A 15,402-nucleotide genomic window follows, 5' to 3' on the forward strand; every position below is an offset into this window, starting at 1 on the left:
CTTTCAGGCGTTGTGGGAGTTGCCGCCACCGAGGGCAAGCTGTTCGAGGTCCAGCAGGACCTGTTCCTCCACCACATCCGCGAACGCGGAGACGGTGCGGGCGGTGAGCACGTCGCGGGGCGTCAGCGTGATGCCGAACGCCTCCTTGGTCCGCGACGCGATGTGCAGACTGCGAATGGAGTCGCCGCCGAGGTCGAAGAAGTTGTCGTCCACCCCGACGCGGTCGACCTCCAGCACCTGAGCCCAGATCTCGGCCAGCACCTGCTCGGTCTCGGTGCGCGGGGCGACATACTCGCCCCCGCTCGCCGCGGCAGGCGGCTCCGGCAGTGCCGCACGGTCCAACTTTCCGTTGGGGCTCAACGGGAAACCGTCCAGCGGCACGAACGCCGACGGCACCAGGTAGTCCGGCAGCGACCGCTCCAGATACGCCCGCAGATCCCCGGCCGGGACCGTCTCGGGCGTCACATAGGCGACCAGGCGTTTCACCCCGGGCTGGTCCTCACGGGCGACCACCACCGCGCCGTCCACGTCCGGGTGAGCCGTCAGCGCCGTTTCGATCTCGCCGAGTTCCACCCGGAAACCGCGGATCTTGACCTGGTGGTCGGTGCGGCCGAGGAACTCCAGCTCACCCGCCGCGTTCCAACGCACGAGGTCCCCGGTGCGGTACATGCGGGCACCCGGTGGACCGGCGGGGTCGGCGACGAACCGTTCCGCGGTGAGCCCGGGACGGTGCAGGTAGCCCCGGGCCAACCCGACGCCCGTGACCCAGAGTTCACCGGCAGCACCGATCGGCACCGGCCGCATTTCCTCGTCGAGGACGTGAACCCTGGTGTTGTGGATCGGCCCGCCGATCGGCGGCGTCCCGCCCGGCTCCAGCGGTTCGCTCCAAGACGTGACCACGGTGGATTCGGTGGGGCCGTAGGCGTTGATCATGCGGCGCCCCGGCGCCCACCGGTCGACCAGTTCCGCCGTGCAGGCATCGCCGCCGACGACGAGGGTGCGGAAGTCGGGCAACTCGGTGTCGGGCACGGTGGCCAGCGCCGCCGGGGGGATCAGCGCGTGCGTGACCTTCGCTTCCGCGAGGACGTCGGCCAGCTGTTGGCCGAGCAGCGGTCCCGGCGGTGGCACGACCAGCGACGCCCCGGCGGGAAGCGACATGCAGAGCTCGAGGATCGACGCGTCGAAGCTGGGGGAGGAGAACTGAAGCACCCGATCCCCGGCTTGGACTTCGAGGTGTTCGATCTCCGCCGCCGAGAAGCTCGCCAGACCCGCGTGTGACACCACGACGCCCTTGGGACGCCCGGTCGATCCCGAGGTGTAGATGACATAGGCGGGATTGGCCGCCGACACGGGCACCTGTGGCGCCCGGGTCGAGTGGGCGTTCAGCGCGGTCACCGTCGCGGGCGCATCGAGCACCACCGTCCACTCGTCCGCGGGCAGGCGGTCGGTGAACTCGGCACGGGTGACCACCAGCACCGGCTTGGCGTCGCCGAGCATGAACCGGATGCGCTCCGCCGGGTAGTCCGGGTCGATGGGCAGGAACGCCGCCCCCGCCTTCGCGGTGGCGAGTTGCGCGACCACGATGTCCACCGACCTCGGCAGGGCAAGCGCGATGATGCGTTCCGGTGCCGCACCCAGCCCGATCAGCAGGTGCGCCAGCTGGTTGGCGCGGCGGTCCAGCTCGGCGTAGCTGAGGCTGTCGTCCCCGAAACGCACCGCGGGCACGTCGGGCGTGCGGGCGACCTGCGCCTCGAACAGTTCGGCCAGCGTCGCCGCGGGCACCTCGCGCCCAGTGTCGTTCCACCGCGCCAACAGGGCGCGTTCCTCGCCGGACAGCAGCTCGACGGCACCCGGTCGCGCCTCCGGTGCCTCCGTGCAGCCCAGAAGCACCTGCCGCAGGTGACCGGCCATCCGCTGGACGGTCGCCGCGTCGAACAGGTCGGGGTCGTAGCCGAACTTGACCGACAGGCCGTCACCGGGACTGACCACGATCGTGAGGGCGTAGTTCGTGGTCTCGACCGCCCGCAGCTCACGCAGCCGCAGCCCGTGGCTGCCCGCGGCTTCCTCGTTGATCGGGTAGTTCTCGAACACGACGATGCTGTCGAACAGGTTCGTCCCGCCGGGCAGTTCGCTCCAGGACCGCAGCTGGGTCAGCGACACGTGCTCGAACCGACGCGCCTCGGCCTGCGCCGACTGCGACTCACGCAGCCACTCGACGACGCTGGAGCCGTCCACCGCGATCCGGACCGGCAGCGTGTTGATGAAGATGCCGGTCATATCGTCCACACCGGGCAGTTCGGCGGGACGGCCGGAAACCGTGGCGCCGAAGCACACATCGCGTTGGCCGCTGTGCCGGGACAGCACCAGCGCCCACGCGCCTTGCACCATCGCGTTCAGCGTGACCTGCTGGGCCTTGGCGAACTCGTGCAGGCGCGCCGCCTCCGCCGGGTTGAGGTCGTGCGAGAACCACTCCGAAGAGCGTGGGGTGTGCGCCCGGCTGGCCACCCGGTCGTAGGGCAGCGCGGTCGGCGAGTCCATGCCCGCCAACACCTGCCGCCAATGCCGCTCGGCCTCGCCGTGGTCCTGGCTGTGCAGCCAGTCCACATAGGCCCGGAACGGACGGCGCTCGGGCAGCGCCCGGCCCATCGTGGCGGTGAAGACATCGGTCAGTACCTGGAACACGCTCCAGCCGTCCAGCAGCGCGTGGTGGAACGTCCACAGCACCTGCACCTCGTCGCCGGGCAGGCGGGCCAGCGTGACCCGCAGCAGCGGGGCGACGCTCAGGTCGATGCCCTCGGCCCGGTCGCGGTCCAGCAGCGCCGCCAGCCGCTCCGCCCGCCCGGCGTCGTCGGTGTCGGTCCAGTCCAGCAGGCGGATCGGCAGCGTCACCTTGTCGCGCACCAATTGCAGCGGCTCCGGGACGCCGGTGTAGACGATCTCGCTGCGGAACACCGGGGTGCGGTCCACCACCGTCTGCCAGGCCGCGCCGAGCGCCGCCGGATCGGTGACCCCGCTGAGCACGAACGCCACCTGCTCGACGTAGACGCCCTGCTCGCCTTGGGACACGCCGTGGAACACCATGCCCGCTTGCATCGGGGTGAGCGGGTAGATGTCCTCCACCCCGCGGCCGTCGCCCGCCAGCCGGTCCACCATCGCCTGGTCGAGCCGGGCCAGTGGGAAGTCCGAGGGGGTGCGCCCGCCCGCGTCGTCCCGTGCGCAGTGCGCGATGATCTCCCGCAGCGCGCCGAGCACACCGTCCGCCAACGCGTCCACGGTGTCCTCGCGGTGCAGGTTGGTCGAGTACGACCAGGTGAATCGCAGGCACCCGTCCTCGACGGCGCCCACCACATCCACCACGTGCGGCCGGTCGGCTTCGGGGGCGAGATCGGCCTCCAGGTTCCCGCTGATGCGCCGGAACAGCGGGTCGCCTGCCGTGGCGTTCCCGTCGAACTGGCCCAGGTAGTTGAAGCTGACCTGCGCCTGGTGCCCGCGCACGGCGCCCACGAGGTGACGCAGCGCGCCGTAGCCGACGCCCCGGCGCGGGATGGCCCGCATCCGCTCCTTCGTGGCCTTGAGCGCCGCACCCCACTCCGCCGCCCCCGCATCCACAAGCACCGGGAACATCGAGGTGAACCAGCCGACGGTGCGCGACAGGTCGACACCGTCGAGGATGTCCTCCCGCCCGTGGCCCTCCAGGTCGACCAGCACCCTGTCCTGCCCGGTCCACCGGCCGAGCACCCTGGCCAACGCCGCGAGCAACACATCGTTGACCTGCGTGCGGTACACCTCCGGCACGTCCTGCAGCAGCGCCTTGGTCTCCGCGGGATCGAGCCGCACGCTGAGCGAGCGGACCGAGGCGAGGTCGTTGGGCCCCTGCGTATCCAGCGGCAGTCCGCCTGTTTCGGGGATCGCGTTCCAGTAGTCGATCTCGTCGTCCAGCCCACCGGACCGGACGTGGTCGGTGAGCGCGCGGGACCAGTCCCGGAACGAGGTGGTCTTGCGGCCCAGGTCGACCGGTTCGCCGCGCAGCGCCTGGCCGTAGGCGGTGGTCAGGTCGTCGAGCAGGATGCGCCAGGACACGCCGTCCACCACGAGGTGGTGCGCGACGAGGAACAACTCCTCCCGCCCGAACAGCACCGCCTTGAACAGCGGCCCGTTCGCCAGGTCGAAGCCCGTGTGCACCCGCTCCACGACCTCGTCCCGTTCGGCGATGTCGTGCCGCGACAGCACGTCCGCGGGTTCCGGAGCGGCGTTGTGCTGCTGCCACTGCCCGTCGACCCGGGTGAACCGCATGCGCAGCGCGTCGTGGTGGGCCAGCACCGCGTCCAGCGCCGCCCGCAACGCGGCTTCGTCCACCTCGCCCGCCGGTTCCAGGCTGATCGACTGGTCGAACCGCTCCGGCCGCACCGCGTTGATGTCGAAGTACCAGTGCTGGATCGGGGTCAGCGGAACCGCGCCGATCACCGGACCCTGCTCGGTGACCTGCGTTTCCGCGGGCTGGGCCTGCCGGGCCAGCGCCGCCACCGTCGGGTGCCGGAACACCTCCCCGGGTGTCAGCGCGAGCCCGGCCTGCCGGGCGCGGGAGACGATCTGGATGCTGAGGATGGAGTCGCCGCCGAGTGCGAAGAAGTTGTCCTCCACGCCGACGGAGTCGATGCCCAGCACCTCGCCCCAAATGCGGGCCAGGGTCCGCTCGGTGTCGTCGCGGGGTGCGACGTGACCGGTGTCGGTGTCCCAGGTCGGCTCGGGCAGGGCGTTGCGATCCAGCTTTCCGTTGGGGCTCAACGGCAGCGCGCCGAGCGTGACGAACGCGGCGGGCACCATGTAGTTGGGCAGCGACCTGCCGAGCAGCTCCCGCAGGTCACCCGTATTGGGCGGTAGGTCACCCGCGGGGACGACGTAGGCGACGAGGCGTTTGACGCCGGGTCTGTCCTCCCGCGGGACGACGACGGCCTCACCGACGCTCGGGTGGGACTTGAGCGCGGTTTCGACCTCGCCGAGTTCGATGCGGAAGCCGCGGATCTTGACCTGGTGGTCGGTGCGGCCCAGGAACTCCAGATCACCCGCGGCGTTCCAGCGCACCAGGTCACCGGTGCGGTACATCCGCGTTCCCGGCGGCCCGAAGGGATTGGCGAGGAAGCGTTCCGCGGTGAGTCCCGGGCGGCGCAGGTAGCCGCGGGCGAGCCCGCCGCTGGTGACCCACAGTTCCCCCGGCACCCCGTCCGGGACTGGCCGCAGCCCCCGGTCAAGGACGTAGACCCGCGTGTTGTGAATGGGCTTGCCGATGGGCGGTGGGGCTCCGGGCGACAGCGCGGCGCTCCAGGACGTGACCACGGTGGACTCGGTCGGCCCGTAGGCGTTGATCATGCGTCGGCCGGGCGCCCAGCGGTCCACGAGTTCGGCGGTGCAGGCGTCACCGCCGACGATGAGAGTGCGGAAATCCGGCAGCGCGGCCTCGGGAACGGTGGCCAGCGCGACCGGCGGGATCAGGGCGTGGGTGACCTTCTGCTCGGCGAGGACGTCGGCCAACTGTTGGCCGAGCAGCGGTCCCGGCGGCGGCACGACCAGCGACGCCCCGGCCGGGAGCGCCATGCAGAGTTCGAGCACGGAGGCATCGAAGCTGGGGGAGGAGAACTGGAGCACCCGGTCCCCGGGGCGGACCTCGAAGTGCTCGATCTCCGCCGCCGCGAAGCTCGCCAGGCCCGCATGAGAGACCACCACGCCCTTGGGGCGCCCGGTGGAACCCGAGGTGTAGATGACGTACGCCGGGTGCTCGGGACGCAGCGCCGTCCTGGGCCTGTCTGCGTTCGCATTGCGCGCTCCGGACACCACATCCGGGTCGTCGGGCACCAGCAGGGACTTGGCCTCGGGGAGTCGGTCGGCGTATTCGGAGCGGGTGATGACCAGGATGGGGTCCGCGTCGGTGAGCATGTACTCGACGCGCTCCCGCGGATAGTCCGGGTCGATCGGCAGGAACGCAGCGCCTGCCTTGGCGGTGGCGAGTTGGGCGACCACGATGTCGACCGACCTCGGTAAGGCGAGTGCGACGATCCGTTCGGGTCCGGCGCCGAGGTCGATGAGCTGGTGCGCTAATCGGTTTGCGCGCTGGTCGAGTTCGGCATAGGTGAGGCTGTCGTCCCCGAAACGCACGGCGGGCAGGTCGGGCGTGCGGGCGGCCTGGGCTTCGAACAGCTCGGCCAGGGTCGACGGGGGCACCTCGTGCCAGGTGTTGTTGCGCTCCACCAGCAGGTGCCGGAACTCATCCCCGGTCAGCAGCGGCAGCCCAGCCAGCGGCCGGGTCGGGTCGGTGGTGATGGCGGTCAGCAGCACCTCGACGTGCCCGGCCAGCCGCTCGATCGTCGCGGCGTCGAACAGGTCGGTGTTGTACTCGACCGCCAGGCTCAGCCCGCCGTCCCGGGGCAGGAACTCCAGCACCAGGTCGAACCGCGAGGTCGGCCGGGGCAGGTCGTACTCGGAGATGCCCAGACCGGCGGCGTCGCGCGGCGGGACCATCGCGTTCTGCAACACGACCAGTGCCTGCACCAGGGGGGTTCGGCTGGGGTCGCGCTCCGGCTGCAACTCCTCGGCCACCCGGTCGAAGGGCACCTCATCGTGGGCAAAGGCCTCCAGCACGGTCTCCCGCACGCGAGTGAGGAAGTCCGTGAAACTCAGTGAGTCCTCCACTGTGGACCGAAGCACCACGGTGTTGACGAAGAAGCCGATGAGCTGTTCGAGCTCGGCGCGGTTGCGGCCCGAGTTCACCGTGCCGACCGCGATATCGGACTGACCGGTGTAGCGGGACAACAGCACCTGCACCGCTGCGGTCAGCGCCATGAACAGGGTGGCCCTCCCGTCCCTGGCGACCCGCGTCAACTCGGCGACCAGCCCGGCAGGCAGGTCACGTCGGTGCACGGCGCCCGCGGTGGTGCGCAGCGCGGGTCGCGGCCGATCGGTCGGCAGGTCCAGCGCGCCGATCCCGTCCAGCTTCCGCCGCCAGTACCGGAGGCCCTCCTCCAATCCGGAACCCGCCTGATCCCGCTGCCACCGCGCGAAATCCGGGTACTGCACCGGCAGCGCGGACAACGCGGCCTGCCTGCCACTCGCCCCCGCCGCGTACAGCTCGGTCAGCTCGTCCACCAGCACCGTGACCGACCACCCGTCGGTGACGATGTGGTGCTGGCACAGGAACAACACGTGCTCACCCGCGCCGGTGCGCACCAGCACGGCCCTGGTCAGCGGTCCGCGGCGCAGGTCGAAGGGCCGCAGCAGCTCCTCGGTGAGCACCTCGTCCACGTCGGTCGCCTCGACCATCCGCAGCGGGATCTCGCCTGACTCGGCCACCACCTGCACACCCTCGCCCGCCCGCAAGTCGAACGTCGTGCGCAGCGACTCGTGCCTGCGCACCAGCGCGTCCAGCGCCGAACGCAACGCCGCCAGGTCCACGTCCCCGGTCAGCCGCAGCGCGACTCCGGTGTTGTACTCGGTGCCGCCCGGGTTCAGGTCGTCCAGCAGCCACAGCCGCTGCTGCGCCGCGGACAACGGCACCACCGCGGCCGGGGCGCGGCGGGGGATTTCCGCGAGGCCTGCGGCGGTGTCCGGGTCCGGCAGCACCTCGGCGAGCGCGGCGACGGTGCGCCGATCGAAGACCGTCCGCGGCGGCAGGTCCACCCCGAACACGGTGCGAACCCGGGACAGCACCTTGGCGCCCAGGATGGAATCCCCGCCGAGACCGAAGAAGTCGTCCTCCACGCCGACGTCCTCGACGCCGAGCACCTCACGCCAAATGCTTGCGAGCGCCCGCTCGGCGCTGGTGCGCGGAGCGACCCCGCCGGCGGAAACCAGCGCTTCAGCGGTCGGCGCGGGCAGCACTGTGCGGTCGATCTTGCCGTTCGGGTTGAGCGGGAAGGAGTCCAGCACCACGAAGGCAGCGGGGATCATGTAGTCCGGCAGCCGCTCCGCCAGGTGCGCCCGCATCTGGGCAGGCGATGGCCGGTGCTCCTTCGGCACGACATAGGCGACGAGCCGCTTCGTCGCCGGCCGGTCCTCGCGGGGAATCACCACGGCCTCGCCGAAGTCCCGCAACAGGTTCTCCACCTCGCCCGGCTCCACCCGGAACCCGCGGATCTTGACCTGGTGGTCGACGCGACCGAGGAACTCCACCTGACCGTCGTCGTCCCACCGGCCCAGGTCACCGCTGCGGTACATGCGCGCACCGGGCGGGCCGAACGGATCGGGCAGGAACCGCTGCGCGGTGAGACCCGGTCGGTTGAGGTAACCCCGGGACACCCCCGACCCGCCCAGATACAGCTCACCCGTCACCCCGGGGGCCACCGGGGCGAGACCGTCGTCGAGCACGTAGACCCTGCTGTTCCACAGCGGCCTGCCCAGCGGCGCGGCCCGCCCGACCACCAGCGGATCGCTCAGCGTGTTGAGCGCGGTGCTCTCGGCGGGGCCCCAGCCGTTGATCATGCGGCGGCCGGGTGCCCACCGTCGAACGAGGTCGGGGGTGCACACGTCGCCGCCGACGACCATCGTGCGCAGCTCCGGCAGGTCGTGCCAGGGTGCGGTGGCCAGCGCGGGCGGCGGGATGAACGCGTGGTTGACGCGCATCTCGGCCAGGACGCGGTGCAGGTGCTCACCGAGCAGCGGCCCCGGCGGCGGCACCACCAGCGCCGCCCCGGCGGGCAGCGACATGCACAGCTCCAGCACCGAGATGTCGAAGCTGGGGGAGCAGAACTGCAGCACCCGGTCACCCGGCCGGACCTGGTACCGCTCGATCTGCGAGAGGCAGACCGAGGCGATACCCCGGTGTGGCACCACAATGCCCTTCGGGCGTCCCGTCGACCCCGACGTGTAGATGACGTAGGCGGGATTGTCCGGCAGCACCGCGACCTCGGGCCGCCCATCCGGTTCGGCGGCCAGCGCGAACCGGGTCTCCTCGCTGTCCAACACCAGTCCCGGCCCCGGCAGCTTGCCCGCCGACTCCGCGAGCGTGACCGCAACCAGCGGCTCGGCGTCGGACAGCATGTACGCGATGCGGTCCGGCGGGTAGTCCGGGTCAACCGGCAGGAAAGCCGCCCCCGACTTCAGCACGGCAAGCTCGGCAACCACGAGGTCCGCGGACCTCGGCAGCAGCACGGCGATCACCCGCTCCGGGCGGGCGCCGCGCCGGATCAGCAGATGCGCCAACCGGTTCGCACGGCGGTCGAGTTCCCCGAAGCTCAGGCTCCCCCCGTCGAACACCACCGCTGGCGCGTCCGGCGTCCGCCGAACCTGCGCCTCGATCAGTTCGGACAGACGCAGGCAGGGGATGTCGCGGTCGGTGTCGTTCCACTCGGCGAGCAGGCGGTGCGTGGCGGAATCCGTGGAGCGCGGGGAGCCGTTGGAGCGCAGAGGGAGTGGCGGGTTGGACAGGGTGGTCATTAGGGGGAGTCGCCTTTCCGATCAGACGGAGGTGGTCAGCGCGTGCACCGAGGCGGCGGTGTCCCGCAGCGCCCGAGCGTCCTGCCTGCCCGCGACGCGACCCGCGAGCTGGAGGCGGTTCACGCCGAAGCCATCGGGATCGCGGAGGAAGCGCCCGGCCTGGACGTGGTCGCCCAAGGCGAGGTCGCCGACCGAGAACCGCAGGCCGTCGAAAACGGTCAGCCGTGCCATGAGCTCGCCGTCTACGGCCAGCCGCAGCGCCCCGTCCTCGGCGGGCAGGACCGAGTACGTCGTCGCGCCGTTGACGAAGTCGCCGACGCAGTCCGCGGGCGTCGACTCCAGCCGGTGCGCACCGGCCAGCGGCTCGTGGTCGCCCACCGCGAGCCCTGCGGCGCGCAGCCTGCCGACAAGGTGCTTCCACATCTCGAAGCCGGAGTTGGAGTTCGTGGTCAACGCGACCACCGTGCCGCCCGCCGGATCGATCCGGAGGTTGCAGGAAGTGCCGTCGCCCATCCCGTCGTGCCCCAGCCAGGTCCCGCCGCGCTCGGTGAAGGTGGCCAGGCCGAGCCCCCACCCGCTGGCGAGCCCGAACGCGTCGGCGCCGGGCACCGGGCGCTGCATCTCGGCGAGGTCGGCCGCGCGCAGGTGCAGCCGACCGAGCTCGACCAGGTCCCGGGCGCTGACCGCGAGCGCCCCGGTGGCGGCCTCGGCGGGTGCCAGCGACTGTGACACCGGGACGACCCGCTGGGTCGCCGGGTTCGCCGAATGCCCGCTCGCCATGGGGGAAGCGGAGCCGATGAACGCGGCCGCGGTGTCCAGCTCCTCGAGCAGGATGGACTCCAACGCCTCCCGCCAGCTCATGCCGGTCGCGGATTCGATGAGGTGCGCGGTGAGCAGGTAGCCCACGTTGGAGTAGGAGAACCCGGTCCCCGGCGGCTGCACCATGGCGAGCAGGCAGCACTCCTCGACATGCCGGGACAGCGATGTCGTGGCGGCGGGGTCGGAATCGGCGGGGAGACCCGCGGTGTGGCTGAGCAGCTGCCGCAGCGTCAACGCGGGCAGCGCCCGCAGCCGCGGTGCGTACTCGCCGATCGGTCGGTCCAGCTCGAGGTCTCCCTCGGCCACCAGCACCATCGCCAGGGTCGCGGTGTAGGCCTTGGTGATGGAACCGATGGGCACCTTGGTGTTCCTGGTGACCGCCGGTCCGGTGCGGTGCCGCTGCTCGCCGTACTCGGCGAACACGGTGCGGCCCTGGTGGTGTATCGCGAGCTGCGCGCCGGGCACGAGGTGCTGTCGCGCGAGCCTGTCGAAGTTGCGCAGCACCTCATCACAGGGGGAAGTAGGCGTTCCGGCCGCTCGCACGGAAGGAGGGCACAGCTGAGCGATATTCATGTTTCCTCGCAGTGGATGATGTTCTCGTATCGGAGTCATTCGCGTTGGGGACATGGGAAAGCACGTCCACCAGGCCGCACTATGATTCAGGCCACTAAGTGCTGCCTACGAGACAATCCACCACTGAGTAACGCGCTACCTCTGGCGAAGCCGACTACGCCGGGCACGGCGTCGACTCCAGGTACCGCGCCGCAATTGTGAGCAGATAAGACGGTGGCCCGCAACCAGATAACGCTTGCCTGGACCTCAATGTGATCCATTCCCTTTTGTGTACAGGCTTAAGATGCGGCCCCGGTGGACCTGTGCTAGGTTTCGCGCCCCGCGCCCCTGAGCTCTACCCAATGAGTTCTCAACGCTCGAAGATCCGGTGCCCTGCCAGCGAGTTTTCCTCCCCGGGATGCGCATGTGATCAAGCCGTTATCTGCGGGAAAGCACAATCAGCGCAGTTGAGTAAGGCCCTGTGTGAACTGCGGATTTCCCATCCGATCGCTTCTGCGGACAAATCGGACACTTTCTCGTCAATCCACGGTCGATCCGCTTGAACGCGATCTCCTGGTTGGCCCTTTCCGCAAACGGTGCCTGTACCCGCAGGATCACCGCGCTAAACATTTCGTGACCGATCGGCGTGTGGGACGGCGTTGCTCGCCGGTCGTTATGGCTCCTACCGGTGGTTATGCCATCTAGTTGTCAAGGAAAGTATCGATCGTAAATAAAACGACTGCCCGTGCAGAGCATTTCCACCGGAAATCCGGTGAGAAGTCGATCGACGCGGTGGCATCATCGCCCCGCACCCGGCGATTATCGGTGCAGCGCGGGTTCGGTATTGGCGAACACGCGGCTTCGGCCGAGCAGCAGGGTGCCCGCCGCGGCCGCCACCATGAACCCGGCGATCACCAGCATGCCAACGCGGTAGTCCCCGGTGAGGTCCCGCAGCCGACCGGTCAGGTAGGGCGCCACGAAACCGGAGCAGTTGGCGATCGCCGCGATCAACCCGATGCCACCGGCCGCGGCGGTTCCGGTGAGGAACATCCCCGGCAGCTGCCACCACAGCGGCAGGACCATGAAGGCGCAGGCCGTGGTGACGGTGATCGCGGCCATCACCAGCAGCGGGGAGTTCAGGTACAGCGCGGCGCCCAGCGCCAGCGCGGCCGGGAACAGCGGCACCGCGATGTGCAGGATGCGCTCGCCGCTCCGGTCGGATTTGCGCGCGTACAGCCACATCGCCACCGCCCCGGCCGCCGAGGGCACCGCGGTGATCAGGCCGATCTGGTGGATCGACAGCTGCACCCCGTACGCGGTGCGGAAGCCCGCGACGATCTGTGGGAGGAAATAGGTGAGCGCGTACAGGCCCCCGGCAATGCCGAAACCGATCACGCCGACCGCGTAGACCCGGAAGTCCCGCAACGCGGCCCCCAGCGAACCGCTGCCGTGGCGGGCGATGTTGTGTTGTTCGGCGGTGAGCGCCGCGCGCAGCGCGGCCTGTTCGCCTGTCGGGAGCCACCGCGCCTCCTCCGGGGAGTTCGGCAGCAACCGCCACGCCAGCACGCTCAGCAGGATCGCGGGCACTCCTTCGGCGAACAGCATGAAACGCCACCCGCTCAGGCCGAGGACGTCGTCCACTCCCATCAGCACGGTCGACACCGGGGTGCCCAGCGCGACGGTGACCGGCAGCGCGAGCAGGAACAACGCGGTGAACCGGCCCCGCTCGGCGCGGGGAAACCAATCCGTCAGGTACAGCATCATCCCGGGCACGAACCCGGCCTCGCACACGCCGAGCAGGAATCTGAGCAGGTAGAAGCCGGTCTCGTCGTCGATGAACGCGGTTCCGGTGGCACAGACACCCCAGCCCGCGGTGATCACCGCGATCCACTGACGGGTTCCGACCCGGCGGAGGATGAGGTTGCTGGGCAGTTCGAACAGGATGTAGCCGGCGAACAGCAGACCGGCGCCGAGGCCGAACGCGGTGGAGCTGAAGCCGAGGTCGGCGTTCATCCGGACCGCGGCGATACCGACGTTGACCCGGTCGAGGTAGTTGATGATGAACAGCAGTGTCATGAAGGGCAGCAGCCGCCACGCCGCCCGGCGCACCGCCCTTGCCAGCGTGGAGTCCTCAGTGGACACAGAACTCGTTGCCCTCCACATCGGCCAGCGTCACGAAGTACTGCCCGCGCTCGCGGCCGGTCCGCAACACCGTCGCGCCGAGCGCACCCAGCCTGGACACCAGGGCGTCCACCCGCTCGGCCCTCGTCGCCCGCGGTTCACCGGGGTCCGCGGCGTCGATGTCCAGGTGCAGGCGGTTCTTGGCCTGCTTGCGTTCCGGCACCCCGAGAAAGCACAGTCGCCCGTGCCCCGCCGGATCACGCACGGCCGCGAAGCCCACCCGCTCCGCCGCCGGATAGCCCTGCGCCACTTGATAATCCACCCAGGTGGAGTGATCAGCGGGCGGCGACTCGACGAGATAGCCGAGGGCCTCCGCCCAAAACGCGGCCATCCGGTCCGGGTCCTGGCAGTCGATCACGATCTGGAAGCTTCGGGACACCCACCCAATTTAGGGCACCCGACCACGCGATCGGGTGGGTGAGGATCATGTCGGCATGACAGGAGAAGCCCTTCCGCACCCGACCCGGCTGACCCCCGGCCATGACTCCGCCCTGATCGGGCGACTCAAGCCAAGTGTGCGCCGCGCCGATCTCGATCATGAGGGCCTGGGCAGACGTGCCTGCGGCGTTGGCGTCGAGCCTGCCGGTATCGAACGGGAACGCGGTTGTCCGGCCATAAATCCCGACCACCGCGGGGTCTCGTCGTCCCCTTCGGGAAGCACGGCAACCCCGCGGCACCACTAGGAGAGAACACCGTGAAGAAGGCAGGCTTCCTCGCCGCCATGACGGCCGGTCTGATGCTCGCGGCCCCCGCGGCCATGGCCGATTCCCACGACAACAACGGCGTCAACGCGGTCGACGACAACAACGTCAACGCCGTCAACGTCCAGGCGTGCGGCAACGATGTCGTCGTGCTCCTGCTCATCCTGGATGTGCTCAGCCCGGAGACGAGCAACTGTGTGAACGCCCCGCTGTTCGACCACACCGGGGGCTGACCACGGCACGCGTCATACCCCGATGAGGTGCGGCGGGCCAGGAGAACCGATCTCCTGGCCCGTTTCTAACGGGTTCGTCTCTTCGTGTGGTCCGGGTTTCCCGCGTTTTCTTTCGGGATAGCCTCGATTTGAGCTTTTCCGGCACGATTCTCGTATCCCTTCCAACAGAATGATCGAGGATTGCCGAAAATGAAAGAGCAGGCACATTCCGACTGGTGGGACACTGTCGAACCGCCGAGTGAGCCGGGTGATCTCGACCGGCTGGGTCCGAGTCCGCTGGAACTCTCCGCCGAACGCCACGGCGGAATGTCGGTGGTGACCCTGGCGGGGGAACTCGACCTGTCCACCGCTCCGCTGCTGCGTGATTTCCTCCGCTTGCACTGGGATTCCGGCGGGCCACTGGTGCTGGATCTGACCGGTCTGACGTACCTGTCGCAGGCCGGGTTGGCTCTGCTGCTGGTGCTGGCGGGCAAGATCACCACGGTCGGCGGCAGCCTGCGGCTGGTCTACACGCCGAGCCGGGTCCAGCAGATGCTGGCGAAGGTGGGACGCCGAGTCGAGGTGTTCTCCGCGTTGAGCGATGCGGTGACCGGTGTTCACGCGGAATGCGCAACCGAATGCGCGGAGATCAAGAAATGGCGAGCCATGGGAAAACCTGGTTCCGCGCGACTGATTGTCCAGGCCGGTGAGAGAAGGATTCGTGTCGACGAAGGACGACATCACACTGAGTGAATACTGTGGGGCAGTGGTCGTCGCTCTGCGGGGTGAGTTCGATCGAGCCTTGGCCGCGGCTTTGCTCGCCTGCGTCCGACGTCAGGTCGCGGCCACCCCGCTGGCGGTGGTGGTGGACCTGTCCGGGGTCCGGATGACGCCGGATGCGCCGCTGTCGGTCCTGCTGGTGGCGCAGGACATCGCCGCCCGAGCGCCCGAGGTGCCCTTCCTGGTGGCCGGGCCGCCCGCCGCCCTGCTTGGCGCGACCCACCGGATCGAACTCAGCCGCTTCATCGCGGTCTATCCCACCGTCTCCGAGGCCTTCGGCAACATCGCGGGCCGCCAGCCTCGGCACTGCCGCACCGTGCTGCCGCACACGCCCGCCAGTCTGGCGGCGGCGGAGGCCTTCATCACCACGCTGTGCCGCAGGTGGTCGCTGTCCGAGTTCGCCGATCAGGCGATGTTCGTCCTCACCGAACTGGTCGCCAACGTGCTCACCCACACCTGCTCGCCGTGCCGAATCAGAGTCGGGCAGTGGCGGACCAAGCTGACCATCTCGGTGTGGGACGCCGATCCCACCCCGCCCCGGCACAGGCCCGGCGGCGGCCTCGACCTCATCGCGCTCGTCACCAGCAGTTGGGGCTACTGGCCCGCCGACCAGGGCGGGAAAACGGTGTGGGCCACCATCTCGCCCTTCACCGACCAGCTGCGTGCCCGCGATGTGCACACCAGCCGGGCACCTTGGCCCCGCTAGTCCCGTCGGGCAGTTCGATCATAGGATC

At 69.8% G+C, this 15,402-nt stretch carries 7 protein-coding genes; 3 read left to right on the top strand and 4 right to left on the bottom strand.

All coding sequences use genetic code 11. The annotated features are described in order from the left end of the window. Positions 1 to 3: 3 nt before the first annotated feature. From ACU6XJ_RS21560 to ACU6XJ_RS21575, 4 genes are all read right to left on the bottom strand, one after another. A complete protein-coding gene (locus tag ACU6XJ_RS21560; RefSeq protein ID WP_476314643.1) occupies positions 4 to 9,423 on the bottom strand; it encodes an amino acid adenylation domain-containing protein in 9,420 nt (3,139 codons plus the stop codon). 21 nt (positions 9,424 to 9,444) lie between these two features. Further along, a complete protein-coding gene (locus ACU6XJ_RS21565) occupies positions 9,445 to 10,785 on the bottom strand; it encodes a serine hydrolase domain-containing protein (protein WP_476314646.1) in 1,341 nt (446 codons plus the stop codon). Positions 10,786 to 11,613: 828 nt separating this feature from the next. Then, entirely contained in the window at positions 11,614 to 12,936 is a 1,323-nt protein-coding gene (locus tag ACU6XJ_RS21570) for an MFS transporter (RefSeq protein ID WP_476314649.1), read from the bottom strand. Beyond that, positions 12,926 to 13,354 (bottom strand): VOC family protein, encoded by a 429-nt coding sequence (locus ACU6XJ_RS21575; protein WP_476314652.1) that lies wholly within the window; start codon positions 13,352 to 13,354, stop codon positions 12,926 to 12,928. The genes ACU6XJ_RS21570 and ACU6XJ_RS21575 overlap by 11 nt, the downstream gene beginning before the upstream one ends. Positions 13,355 to 13,669: 315 nt before the next feature. Here ACU6XJ_RS21575 and ACU6XJ_RS21580 point away from each other — a divergent pair, with 315 nt between their 5' ends. From ACU6XJ_RS21580 to ACU6XJ_RS21590, 3 genes are all read left to right on the top strand, one after another. Beyond that, positions 13,670 to 13,909: a hypothetical protein gene (locus tag ACU6XJ_RS21580; protein WP_476314655.1), complete on the top strand. Its 240-nt coding sequence runs from the start codon at positions 13,670 to 13,672 to the stop codon at positions 13,907 to 13,909. A 189-nt stretch (positions 13,910 to 14,098) separates the two neighbouring features. Continuing rightward, a complete protein-coding gene (locus ACU6XJ_RS21585; RefSeq protein ID WP_476314658.1) occupies positions 14,099 to 14,641 on the top strand; it encodes an STAS domain-containing protein in 543 nt (180 codons plus the stop codon). 13 nt (positions 14,642 to 14,654) lie between these two features. Next, positions 14,655 to 15,374, top strand: coding sequence for an ATP-binding protein (locus tag ACU6XJ_RS21590; protein ID WP_476314661.1), 720 nt, complete (start codon positions 14,655 to 14,657; stop codon positions 15,372 to 15,374). The last annotated feature ends 28 nt before the right edge of the window (positions 15,375 to 15,402 follow it).

Source organism: Actinorectispora metalli (assembly GCF_056323685.1).

What these genes read in the sequence shown, in the direction of transcription:
- ACU6XJ_RS21560 (WP_476314643.1), bottom strand. Translation starts at nt 9,423, where the DNA reads ATGACCACCCTGTCCAACCCGCCACTCCCTCTGCGCTCCAACGGCTCC.
- ACU6XJ_RS21585 (WP_476314658.1), top strand. Translation starts at nt 14,099, where the DNA reads ATGAAAGAGCAGGCACATTCCGACTGGTGGGACACTGTCGAACCGCCG.